Origin of the sequence: Nitrosomonas mobilis (assembly GCF_900103035.1) — a bacterium.
Lineage (GTDB): Bacteria > Pseudomonadota > Gammaproteobacteria > Burkholderiales > Nitrosomonadaceae > Nitrosomonas > Nitrosomonas mobilis.
This window is the reverse complement of the sequence record NZ_FMWO01000063.1, coordinates 1-12,265: the sequence shown is the minus strand read 5'-3', so window position 1 is coordinate 12,265 and position 12,265 is coordinate 1. Positions and strand designations below refer to the sequence as shown.

Below are 12,265 nucleotides of genomic sequence, written 5' to 3'. Positions count from 1 at the left end.
ACCAGGAACGGCAGGCTTTTTAACCTACTTAACGCGCATGGACAATCGGCACATCGTTCCAGCTTGTCGTGTAGCAGGGCGACATGCATTCCCTGCGCATACGCCATGCTCTATTGGTCCCGGCAGAAGCGATGGCGATCGTGTTGCGTCCAAATCTCCGGTTCAACGCATCCATCACTTCCATCAGCTTTTCAGATTTCTCGCCGACGCCATGCTGGACGAGAAGGGAACGTTGAATCACGGCTGCGTCGCCGATGCCGGTTAGCATCACTCCGGCTTTTTTGTAGGCAAGGCCGGGGCGGTAGATTTTTTTAAGGCCGAATAGTGCGGCACGCACCAGCAGGCGCGTGTCACAACTTGGGTTAGGCAGAGGAACGGTGATGCTGTTGCTGTATTGCGCATCTTGCTCGCGGAAAGGGTTGGTCGCAATAAACACCTGTACTGCTTCACATACGGAGCGCTGCCGACGCAGCTTTTCCGCTGCGCTTGTCATATAGCTGGTAACCGATTCACTCAGTACCGCCAGGGTATGAACCAATTGTCCGAAAGATCGAGAGGACACAATTTGTTTCCTGGGCGCGGCAATTTCTTCGAGCGCCAGACATGAGGTGCCGCGTAACTCATTGCCGGTGCGTTCCATCACGACTCCGAATTTTGCACGCAGCCACGAGAGCGGAGCATCACGCAACGCTTTCGCTGTCTTGATACCAGCTGCATCCAGGTGTGCGCCAATACGGCGTCCTACCCCCCACACTTCACCCACTTCGGTAGTAGACAGATAGGCGTCAAGCTCTGCTTGCGGCATGGATACCAGGTCGCAAACGCCCTCCATTTCTGGCCGTGTTTTGGCAAGATGGTTAGCCAGCTTCGCAAGCGTCTTGGACGGTCCGATCCCAACGCAGACCGGTAAGCCAGTCCATTTGCGTACTCGATAGCGAATCGACTGACCCATATCAACCGTGGCTGGCCAGAGACTGCTCATGCCATTCAGACTGAGGAAGCTTTCATCGATGGAGTAGATTTCCACATTCGGGCTGTAGCCGCGCAATATCGTCATGACGCGATCCGACATGTCGCCGTAGAGGGTGTAATTGGACGAGAGCACAATAATATTGTGCTCCTTGGCCAGGTCCTTAAATTTAAACCAGGGCGTGCCCATCTTGATGCCGAGCGCCTTGACCTGATTGGAACGCGCTACCGCACAACCGTCGTTGTTGGAAAGAACGACTACAGGCTGATTTTCAAGGGCAGGATTGAAAACCCGTTCGCAACTGACATAAAAGTTGTTTACGTCAACCAGTGCAAAAATCTGGTTGCAGGCGGTCGCGCCGATTCCAGCCATGGCTACACAGCGAAGCGTGATACTGCCCCGACCACAACGCCCCATACCTGCAATTCATCATGCTCACCGAAGCGGATAGGTGGGTAGGCAGCATTTTCAGCATGGAGCTCGATTACGCCATCCTGATGATAGAGCCGTTTAACGGTATATTCGTTATTGATGACGGCAAGCACGATGTGCCGGTGCTTGGGCTCAATGGAGCGATCTACCACCAGCATATCGCCATCATGAATATTGGCACCTGTCATGGAATCACCGATTACGCGGAAGAAAAATGTTGCTGTCTTATTACGTACCAGGTAGGTATTCAGATCGAGGCTTTTCTCTATGTACTCGTCTGCTGGAGAGGGGAATCCGGCGGAGATGCGATGTTGTAATAAAGGCAATCGAAAAACTACAGGAGCGGTCGCTGCTGGCTGTAGGCGAGGCAGGGCGGTCGAGGTGCTGCGAGGGATGAACGGGATTATGGTTGGCATGGTAGACATTCAAATTTTTTTAGTTCGCATCTTTATTACTTTGTTACCAACTTTATTTCGTACCATACACGCCCGCTGGAATCCGGTCGGCAGGGATTTGCGTGTATTCATTTTTACTCCAAAAGTATATAAGCAGTTTCCTGCTAAACAATCATTTACACAATATTATTTACGCCCCATTTACTCCGCCATCACTTTAAAATTTTGGCTATATGCATAATAAGGTTGGAATCCCGAAGCTACGCCAAACGTGATAACTCTCCGTTTTGTGCAAAACATGGTTGAAAGTTTCCGTCAGTCTGGTATTCTGTTTTGTGCAAAACTTGGTTGGAGAACCACATGGCAGAACAGACAGGCTCGGGCGCATCGCTGGCGGATTTCATCTGGAAAAACGCCGAAGACCTTTGGGGTGATTTCAAGCACACGGATTTCGGCAAGATCATCCTGCCGTTCACGCTGCTGCGCCGTTTGGAATGCGTACTGGAGCCGACCCGCGAAGGTGTCCGCGAAAGCCATGCAGCCTTCAAGGATGCCGGAATCGATATTGACCTAGTTCTCCGGCAAGCAACACGCTACCCGTTCTACAACACCTCCGAATACGCGCTGGCCACACTGGGTAGCACCAAGACCCGCCAGAACCTCCAAGACTACATCGCCCACTTCTCGGACAACGCCCGCATCATCTTCGAGCAGTTCGACTTCACGAACACCGTCATTCGTCTCGACAAGGCCGGTGTCCTCTTCAAGATTTGCAAGAATTTCGCCGGTATCGATCTGCATCCGGAGGCGGTGCCGGATCGCGTGATGAGCAACCTCTACGAGCATCTGATCCGCCGATTTGGTGCCGAGGTTAATGAAGGGGCTGAGGACTTCATGACGCCTCGCGATGTCGTGCATCTGGCCACGGCCCTGTTGCTCGACCCTGACGACGCTCTGTTTGAATCGAATCCCGGCCTGATCCGCACCCTGTACGACCCGACTTGTGGCACTGGCGGCTTTTTGACTGATGCTATGAACCACGTTGCCGAGTATGGCAATCGCTTTAAGGTGCCACCTGTTCTTGTTCCGCACGGGCAAGAGCTTGAGCCGGAGACCCATGCTGTCTGCCTGACCAGCATGTTGCTGCGCACCCTCGAATCCGATCCTGGCCGCGATCTGTCGAAGAACATCCGTCTGGGCAGCACGCTCTCCAATGACCAGTTCGCCAACGAGCGCTTCCATTACTGCCTCTCCAATCCTCCTTTCGGCAAGAAATGGGAAAAGGATTCTGACGCCGTAAACACCGAGCACAAGGAAAAGAAGTACGACGGTCGTTTTGGCCCTGGCCTGCCTCGGATCAATGATGGTTCGATGCTTTTCCTTATGCACCTGGCCAGCAAACTGGAGTTGCCCGAGAACGGTGGTGGCCGTGCCGCCATCGTGCTATCAGGGTCGCCATTGTTCAACGGCGGGGCTGGCTCAGGGGAATCAGAGATTCGCCGTTGGCTGCTGGAGAACGATCTGGTTGAGGCCATCGTGGCGCTACCTACGGAAATCTTCTTCCGCACGGGCATCGGTACTTATCTCTGGATTCTCTCGAACAAGAAAGATGGGCGCAGGGAGAAGCGCGTCCAACTCATCAACGCTACGGGCTTCTGGTCGTCGATCAAGAACGAAGGCAACAAGCGCCGGATCGTGGATGACGAGCAGCGTCGCCAGATTGTCGACATCTATGCCGCTGCCGAGACAAACGATGTCTCGCGGATGATCGATTACCGCACCTTCGGCTATCGCCGTATCAAGGTGTTGCGCCCGCTGCGCATGTCGTTGGCTGTTGATGACGCAGGCCTGTCCAAACTGCAAGGCGAAAAGGCTTGGCAGAAGCTCTCGCCGGAGCATCAGCAAGTCTGGCTGGGAGCATTGCAGCAGCACATGGGCGCTACGCATCCTTTTGGCTGGGCCGAAACCTTTGCCGATGAAACAGTGCGTTCTGCGCTGGCTTCTGGCAAGGTCATCAAGGCGGGGAAAGCCTTCGTCAAGGCATTGAGCAACGCCTTCGGCGTGCGCGATCCACAGGGCGAACCAGTGCTCGATGCCGATGGTGCAGTTGTCGCCGATCCTGATTTGACCGACTACGAGAACGTGCCGCTGACAGAAGACATCCACGACTACCTGGCCCGAGAAGTCCTGCCGCATCTGCCGGATGCCTATATCGACGAAACCTTCCGCGACGACAAGGACAAGGAAATCGGTCGCGTCGGCTACGAGATCAACTTCAACCGATTCTTCTACCAGTACGTGCCGCCGCGCAAGCTGCACGACATCGATGCGGAACTGAAGCAGGTTGAGTCGGAAATTGCGGCGCTGCTGGCTGAGGTTGCGACCGAATGAGCATCGAGGCATCCATGATCCTCCCCAATGGCGAGGTCGATTCGATTTCGTTGCCGGAAGACGAAGAAAGCCGCCTGCGCCAGCTTCAGGATTTGGTCGGCGGCTATATCGAGGTTGTTGCCTTGCCTGGTGAGCGCCACATGGTCATCAATGAAAACGGTAAGGATGGCCCGCACATGATCAACCATACTGCCACGACAATCGCCCATGAGGCAGAGGCCATCATGCCTACCGATTACATCGCTGGGGTTGCCGTCATTCTTCCTGCTGAGGTGCTGCAATGATTCAACCAGTCGCTACTTCAGATGCACTTCTGCACGAAATCCGTGCGCTGATCGAAGATGCACGTCGCCAAGTAGCCCATGCCGTCAATGCTGGCCTTACCATCACCTATTGGCAGATCGGCAAGCGCCTCCTGACGGAAAATTTGACTGATGGCCGGGGCGAATATGGGCAGAAGATTCTTGCAACACTGTCGGCAGAATTGGTGCGCGAGTTTGGTAAAGGCTTCAGCTATTCAGCGCTGACGCGCATGACCCGGTTTGCAGAGCAATTCCCAGACGAGAGGATTCTTGCGACGCTGTTGCAAGAATTGACCTGGAGCCATTTCACGCTGTTGCTACCCCTGAAAGACCCGCTCGCCCGCGAGTTCTACGCCGAAATGTGCCGAGCGGAGCGCTGGAGCGTTCGCACCCTGCGGCAAAAGATTGGTGGCATGCTGTTCGAGCGTACAGCCCTGTCGAAAAACAGCCCGGAAGTCGTCCGTCAGGAACTGGCCACCTTGCGCGATGGGCAAATGACGCCGGATATGGTGTTCCGTGACCCCTATCTGCTCGATTTCCTTGGCCTGTCTGGCGCGTACAGCGAGAAAGACCTGGAAGCAGCCATTCTTCGAGAAATGGAATCCTTCCTGCTCGAAATGGGCAATGGCTTCTGTTTCGTTGAGCGCCAGAAGCGCATGAGCGTCGGTAAGGACGATTTCTACCTCGATCTCCTGTTCTATCACCGCCATCTGCGCCGCCTGGTAGCCATCGAACTCAAGCTGGAATCCTTCCAGCCCAACCACAAGGGGCAGATGGAGCTTTACTTGCGTTGGCTGGACAAGCATGAACGGGCTGCGGGAGAAGAGCCGCCTATTGGCTTGATCCTGTGCGCCAGTGCCGATGCCGAACAGGTTGAACTCCTGCAACTGGATGAGGCATCCATTCGGGTGGCCGAATACCTTGTTGAACTGCCCCCGGTGGCGGTGCTGCGGGAACGCTTGCACCGTGCCATCGAGCATGCGCGGGAACGCACTTCATTGGGCGCATCTGAAGGAGATCAGGAATGAGCCACTACAAGCCTTACCCGGCCTATCGGGACTCCGGCGTGGAATGGATTGGGCAGGTGCCGGAGCATTGGGAGGTGAAGCGCCTTCGTCACGTTGCATCGTTCAAAAACAGCAACGTGGACAAGAAGGCATACGAGGGCCAAGAAGCTGTCAGCCTGTGCAACTACACCGATGTTTATTACAACGAATTCATCACGCCGGATTTGCCGTTTATGCAGGCAACCGCAAGTGCTACTGAGATCGAACAGTTCTCCTTGCGCAAGGGGGATGTGATCATTACCAAGGATTCGGAAGACCCATCCGATATTGGAATCCCCTCGTTGGTAAAGAACGACTTGCCGGGTGTTATTTGCGGATACCACCTAACGATGATCCGAGGAGCGGATTTCGACACGTCGCGGCTTCTTCATCGAATTCTTCAGTCCAATCCAACTCAAGCTCACTTCTATGTCGAAGCCCCTGGAATTACTCGCTATGGATTGAGTCAAGATGCAATTGGCGATTTGCCGGTCAATTTGCCTCCTGAAAATGAGCGAAATGGCATTGCCAATGCCGTTGACCGCGAAACCACCCGCATCGACGCCCTGATCACCAAGAAAACCCGCTTCATCGAACTCCTGAAAGAAAAACGGCAGGCGCTCATCACGCATGCCGTTACCAAGGGGCTTGATCCGAATGTGAAGATGAAGGATTCAGGCGTGGAATGGATCGGGGAGGTGCCGGAGCATTGGGACGTGAAACCTTTGAAGATTATCGCCTCTTGTAATGACGACAGTCTTCCGGAGTCCATGCCGCTGGACATGCCGATTCGCTACGTTGATATTTCAGCCGTTAGCCACGATGGGGGCATTTCCAGAGCAGAGTCTATGATGTTTGGCGATGCGCCTTCCCGCGCACGTCGCAGGGCCAAACTTGGCGATGTAGTTGTGTCTACCGTCAGGACATACTTGAAGGCCGTGGCGTCCGTTGATGAGGCTCACACAGATTGCGTTTATTCGACAGGATTCGCAGTTCTTCGAGCCCGCAGCGAGCAACTAGCTCCCGAGTTTCTAAAGTGGCTGGTGCTCAATGACTTGCTCATCCAAGCCGTTGAGTCTCATTCCGAGGGCCTTAGTTATCCAGCGATAAACTCATCGGAGCTAGTAAATCTCAAGACAGTGGTGCCTGGATTACCGGAACAGAAGCGCATTGCTGCGACTCTCGACCGCGAAACCTCGCGCATTGATCTTCTTACCGAAAAAACCCAGCGCAGCATCGACCTCCTCAAAGAACGCCGCGCTGCCTTCATTACCGCTGCCGTCACTGGCCAAATCGATCTCCGGGAGTCCGCATGAGCGACACCGCACACCAAGAAAAGCACTTCGAAAACTACATCGTTTCCAAACTGGAGGCGCAGGGCTGGAAGGTTGGCGAAACCACGAAGTACGACACCGAACGGGCGTTGTATGCCGAGGACTTGATTGCTTGGCTGGAAGCCTCCGGCCAAGGTGAAAAGTGGGCCAAGCTCAAAAAGGACAACGGCGACCGCGCCCTTGAGGTGCTGATGGATCGGCTGGCCAAGGCGCTGGAAACGCACGGCACGGTACAGGTGCTCCGCCAAGGTTTCTCCATTGCCGGGTGTGGGCATATCGACCTCTCGGAAGCCGCGCCGGAGGACAAGCGCAACGCTGACGTGCTCAAGCGCTACGCCGCCAATATCCTGCGCGTAGTGCCGCAGCTTCAGTACCATCCGTCGCGCAAGCTGGCGATTGATCTGGTGCTGTTTATCAACGGCATTCCGGTGGCAACCGTCGAACTCAAAACCGACTTCACCCAGTCGGCAGAAGCGGCTATGGATCAGTACCGCACTGACCGGCTGCCCTACGATCCCAAGACCAAGCGCCGCGAGCCACTGCTGACCTTCAAGCGGGGTGCTGTTGTCCATTTCGCCATGTCGGATTCTGAAATCCAGATGGCGACGAAGCTCGATGGAGACAACACCTTCTTCCTGCCGTTCAACAAGGGCAATGATGGCCATGCGGGCAACCCAGAAGGCGAGTTGAAGGCTGATGGCACCCGCGAATACCCTGTGGCTTACTTCTGGGAAGCTGTCTGCCAGCCGGATGCCTGGCTGCGCGTCTTCCACAGCTTCGTCTATGTCGAGAAAAAGAATGTCGTCGACCTGAAAGGCAACTGGTCGAAGAAGGAGACGCTGATCTTCCCGCGTTTCCACCAATGGTCTGCGGTCAATGAAATGATCGCCGATGCCAAGCAGAACGGCCCCGGCATGGTCTATCTGGCCGACCACAGCGCCGGTTCCGGCAAGACCAGCACGATTTCCTGGACAGCCCATGATCTCGTAAAGTTGCGCAGCGACAACGGTGATTCGATCTTCAGTAGTGTCATCATCGTCACCGACCGAAACGTGCTGGATGGCCAGCTTCAGGATGCCGTCAAACAGATCGATCATCAGTTTGGCGTAATTGCAGCCATTGATCGGCAGAAATCCTCGAAGTCGAAGAGTCAGCAGTTGGCCGACGCCCTGCTGGCCGAAACGCCCATCATTGTTGTGACCATCCAGACCTTCCCGTATGCGATGGAAGCCATCGTGACGGACAAGACGCTCAAGGGGAAGAACTTCGCGGTCATCATCGATGAGGCACACAATTCCCAGACCGGCACCACGGCAGCCAAGCTCCAGACGGCGCTGGCAATGAGCGGCCAAGGCAAGATGGCTTCGCTGACGGTAGAAGAACTGCTGGAGCAGCTTCAGAAGTCGCGGGCGCGTCCGGACAACATCAGCTACTTCGCCTTCACCGGCACGCCTAAGCATTCCACGTTAATGCTGTTTGGCCGCGTTCCTGATCCCTCGCAGCCGCCTTCCAAGGACAACCTGCCGGAAGCCTTCCACAAGTACAAAATGCGCCAAGCCATCGAGGAAGGTTTCATCCTGGATGTGCTGAAGGGCTATGTGCCGTATAAGACCGCCTTCAACCTCGCGAAACAGATCGAGGATAACAAGCGCGTCAGCGGCAAAGCCGCCAAACGAGCCTTGGCGCAATGGATGTCACTGCACCCGACCAACGTCACGCAGAAGGTGCAGTTCATCATCGAGCACTTCAGCAAGAACGTGGCGCACCGGCTGGATGGCAAGGCCAAGGCAATGGTCGTGACCAGTTCCCGCGCCGCCGCGATCCGCTACAAGAAGGCATTTGATCGCTATATCGCCCAGCATGCCGAATACAGCTACATCCATTCGCTGATTGCCTTCTCGGGCAAGATGACCGGCAAGCAGGTAATGCATGGCGACGACGAGCAATTCAAGGATGATGTGTTCATCGTCGATGAGAACGAGGAATTCACCGAGGAAAGCATGAACCCGGAGGTTAAGGGGCAGGATTTGCGTCTGGCCTTTGATCGCCCGGAGTATCGCGTGATGCTGGTGGCCGACAAGTTCCAGACCGGCTTCGACCAGCCCAAGCTGGTGGCTCAGTACGTCGACAAGAAGATCGCCAACGATGTCGAAATCGTCCAGACCTTCTCCCGTCTCAACCGGATGGCACCGGGCAAGGATGAAGTCTTCATCATCGACTTCGTGAATGACCCGGAGAACGTTCGTCGCGCCTTTGCCATGTACGACGACGGGGCACAAATCGACGACGTGCAAGACCTGAATGTGGTCTATGAGATCAAGGAGCAGCTTGACGGCCAAGGCTTGTACGAAGCCTCTGATCTGGAAGCCTTCAAGGAGGCCCGTTTCAAGACCATCCGCGACATCACGCACGCTCAGGAGCCGCAGCACAAGGCGCTCTATACCGCGACCGATGGCCCCAAGCGCCTGTTCGAGCAACGACTGAAGATGCTGCGTGAGGCTATTGCGACCTGGGAGGCGGCATTCGACAAGGCGCACAGCCAAGGCGATCAGGCAGGCATGAAGTCGGCTGACCATCACCGGCAGGAGCATGCAGAGCAGATCAAGACCCTAATGGCCTTCAAGGCCGGCCTTGGCCGGTTCTGCCGCACCTATGCCTATGTGGCCCAGTTGATCGACTTCGGCGACCCTGAACTGGAGAACTTCGCCGCCTTTGCCAAACTGCTGCAAAAGCGCCTGTCCGGCGAAACGCCCGAGAGCGTGGATTTGAAAGGCTTGGTACTGACCGGCTTTGACATCAAGGGCAAGGACGACGCGCCCGGCGAAGAAGGCGATGCGCCTGTGCTCAAGCCCATCGGGCCGGGCGGTGGCAGTGGTGCAGGTGATGCACCTCGATTCCTTATGGAAATCATCGACAAGCTCAATCACTTGTTTGGTGAGGCGACTCCGCTTCGTGACCAAGCTGCTTTCGTGAATCAGATTGCCTCCATCGCTCGTGAGAACGATGTGGTGATGGCGCAGGTTGAAAGCAATACGCGGGATCAGGCCATGAAGGGCAACCTGCCAGGGGCTGTCCAGCAAGGCGTGGTTCGCGCTCTGACCAGTCACCAGAAGCTCGCTACGCTGGTGCTGAAGTCCGACCGGCAAGCAATGGCCGCACTGACCGATGTCATTTACGACCTGATCAGCAAGCAGCGAAACATCGACTTGGATAGCACCAGTGATTGACCTCTTGAACCTCCCCGGCGTCAAGCCGGTGGATTACTTCGCGCAGAATCGCGGACTCACCGTCGTTGCCGAAGCGCTCGACGGTGATTTGCCTTCATGCCCCGACTGCTCCAAAGCCATGTACCGGCATGGCAAGCGATCCAATATCTTTGCCGACACCCCGATGCAGATGCAGCCGGTGCGCCTTGAAATCTTCCGGCCACGCTTCCGATGCGATAGCTGCGGCAAGATGTTCTCTCCTGAATTGACGTTTCTGGATGAGAAGCGGCGGGCAACCAAGCGACTGGTCGACGCCATTCGGGAACGATGCCTGGACATGACGTTTCATGCGCTGGCCGACCAAACCGGGCTTGCCGTCAATACCATCAAAAATATCGCCCACGATCTGATTGAAGAACTGGATCGAACGGTGCGATACGAAACCCCGGTCATCATGGGGATCGACGAGGTAAGCATCGCTGGGAAGTATCGTTGCGTCATCACGAACCTCGCCACGAACAATGTTTATCAGATGCTGGAGCTTCGGACGCAGGATCATCTGAAGCCGTTCTTCAAGAACCTGCCTGACAGGGATCGGGTGGAATGGGTATGCACGGATATGTGGCGACCCTTCAAGCGTTCATTCGCCCAGTACCTGCCCAATGCCCGTTTGGTCATCGACAAGTTTCACGTCGTCAAAATGGCCTCCGAAGCACTGGAGGAAGAACGCAAAAAGTACCAGGCGACGTTGAGCAAGGAAGAGCGCGTCCATGTGAAGAAGTCGATTCGCTGGCTAACCCTAAAGCGGCCTGGCAACCTGAATGCTGATGAACTGAAGGCGCTGGCAGTGGTTCGACAAGCCATCCCTGAATTGGGCAAAGCCTACGACTTCAAGGAAGCCTTCTTCCGCATCTACGACGATCCCAACAAGGTATCTGCCCAGCATGCCTTCGAAGCATGGGAAAACACCCTGCCAGAAGGCGAGCTTGAGAAATTTCACGACCTTGCCAAAATGGTACACAAACACTACGAAGACATCTTCGCCTACTGGGATTCGCCGGGCCAGATCACCAATGCCTACACCGAATGCCTGAATGGCCTGATCAAACTGTCGAACCGGTTGGGGCGCGGGTATAGCTACGAGATCATCCGGGCCAAAACGCTTTACGCGAAACATGCCCGAAAAGTGGGAAGCGGAGTGAGACTATCCAAGCCCTCTGAAGCGAAGATTCCAACCAAGAGCACTACCGAGACAGTTGAGTACGGGCCGCATATTCCAACCTTGTTGGAACTTGCTGAGTCAGGCGTTTTGGACTGAGAAATTATCGATTTCCAACCTCAGAATGCATATAGCCCAATTTAAACGGGATTATAAGCGGGAACTGAAAGGCCGCCACCGCGCGACGTTAGAAACTGCCTTGGTTGAAATATTGCAAACCATTTTAGAAACAATAAGAAAGAAGATTCACATTACAATTGCCTTAAAAATTTAGTTTTACTAATGACGATAAGTAAAATACAATGTATCTTTACAACATGATAATAGTAAAGACTGCGGAGGTTTACGATGCCAAGAGTAAGTGCAAAAAGACAAATTACATTACCTGTTGCCGATTGTGAAGAACTAGGCATCCAGCCAGGTGATGAAGTGGAAATTTTCCGTCATGGGAATCAATTCAATATCATTAAAAAAGAGGTTGGTGTGGCAGCGGGTCTACTAAAGGGAACCAAAGTAAACCATGCTGTCAGCGATGGTCAGTCAAGACAGAACCATTTTGAATGATTTCAATAGATACCAATGTGTTACTTCGGTATCTATTGGCAGACGATGCAGTTCAACATGCAAAGGCAAAAAGCTTAATTAAAAATAAATGCTCTGTATTGATTACAGATGTTGTTTTAGCTGAGACAGTGTGGACACTAACTGGAAAACGATACAACCTAGACAAAGCCGCTGTATGTGTTGTTGTGCGCGGCTTGATTAGTGATGGCGCTTTTATCTTTGAGAACTCCCAAGTGATTTGGTCTGCACTGTGCGATTATGAAGAAGCTAAGGCAGTAAGTGGCAAAGAACTCGATTTTGCCGATTCACTCATTGTCAACAAATCGCACTTTGTCGCAGAGGATATCGGCTCTTCATTGTCAGCTTTCTACAGTTTTGATAAAGCGGTAACACAATTAAAAAATGC

Annotated in this window: 10 protein-coding genes; 8 read left to right on the top strand and 2 right to left on the bottom strand. The window is 54.2% G+C overall.

Features of this window, described 5'->3' with window-relative positions:
• Window positions 1-28: 28 nt before the first annotated feature.
• Together NSMM_RS11020 and NSMM_RS11015 are read right to left on the bottom strand one after the other, a co-directional pair.
• A complete protein-coding gene (locus tag NSMM_RS11020; RefSeq protein WP_245654779.1) occupies window positions 29-1,387 on the bottom strand; it encodes a Y-family DNA polymerase in 1,359 nt (452 codons plus the stop codon).
• Window positions 1,345-1,818, bottom strand: a complete 474-nt coding sequence (locus NSMM_RS11015; protein WP_176753952.1) for a LexA family protein — start codon at window positions 1,816-1,818, stop codon at window positions 1,345-1,347. The genes NSMM_RS11020 and NSMM_RS11015 overlap by 43 nt, the downstream gene beginning before the upstream one ends.
• Before the next feature lie 339 nt (window positions 1,819-2,157).
• Here NSMM_RS11015 and NSMM_RS11010 point away from each other — a divergent pair, with 339 nt between their 5' ends.
• From NSMM_RS11010 to NSMM_RS10975, 8 genes are all read left to right on the top strand, one after another.
• The gene (locus tag NSMM_RS11010; protein WP_090287439.1) at window positions 2,158-4,188 is read left to right on the top strand and encodes a type I restriction-modification system subunit M; all 2,031 of its coding nucleotides are present in this window, start codon (window positions 2,158-2,160) and stop codon (window positions 4,186-4,188) included.
• Window positions 4,185-4,472, top strand: coding sequence for a DUF3846 domain-containing protein (locus tag NSMM_RS11005; RefSeq protein ID WP_090287437.1), 288 nt, complete (start codon window positions 4,185-4,187; stop codon window positions 4,470-4,472). Before NSMM_RS11010 ends, NSMM_RS11005 begins: the two co-directional genes overlap by 4 nt.
• Complete coding sequence (locus tag NSMM_RS11000; RefSeq protein ID WP_090287435.1) at window positions 4,469-5,518, top strand: PDDEXK nuclease domain-containing protein; 1,050 nt, start codon at window positions 4,469-4,471, stop codon at window positions 5,516-5,518. Before NSMM_RS11005 ends, NSMM_RS11000 begins: the two co-directional genes overlap by 4 nt.
• Window positions 5,515-6,852: a restriction endonuclease subunit S gene (locus NSMM_RS10995; RefSeq protein ID WP_090287433.1), complete on the top strand. Its 1,338-nt coding sequence runs from the start codon at window positions 5,515-5,517 to the stop codon at window positions 6,850-6,852. The genes NSMM_RS11000 and NSMM_RS10995 overlap by 4 nt, the downstream gene beginning before the upstream one ends.
• On the top strand, window positions 6,849-10,097 hold the full coding sequence (locus NSMM_RS10990; protein ID WP_090287432.1) for a type I restriction endonuclease subunit R: 3,249 nt from the start codon (window positions 6,849-6,851) through the stop codon (window positions 10,095-10,097). The genes NSMM_RS10995 and NSMM_RS10990 overlap by 4 nt, the downstream gene beginning before the upstream one ends.
• A complete protein-coding gene (locus NSMM_RS10985; RefSeq protein WP_090287430.1) occupies window positions 10,090-11,394 on the top strand; it encodes an ISL3 family transposase in 1,305 nt (434 codons plus the stop codon). The genes NSMM_RS10990 and NSMM_RS10985 overlap by 8 nt, the downstream gene beginning before the upstream one ends.
• 249 nt (window positions 11,395-11,643) lie before the next feature.
• Window positions 11,644-11,859, top strand: a complete 216-nt coding sequence (locus tag NSMM_RS10980; RefSeq protein ID WP_090283998.1) for an AbrB/MazE/SpoVT family DNA-binding domain-containing protein — start codon at window positions 11,644-11,646, stop codon at window positions 11,857-11,859.
• A partial coding sequence (locus NSMM_RS10975; protein WP_090287429.1) for a type II toxin-antitoxin system VapC family toxin occupies window positions 11,856-12,265 on the top strand: 410 nt, incomplete at its 3' end. The genes NSMM_RS10980 and NSMM_RS10975, both read left to right, overlap by 4 nt.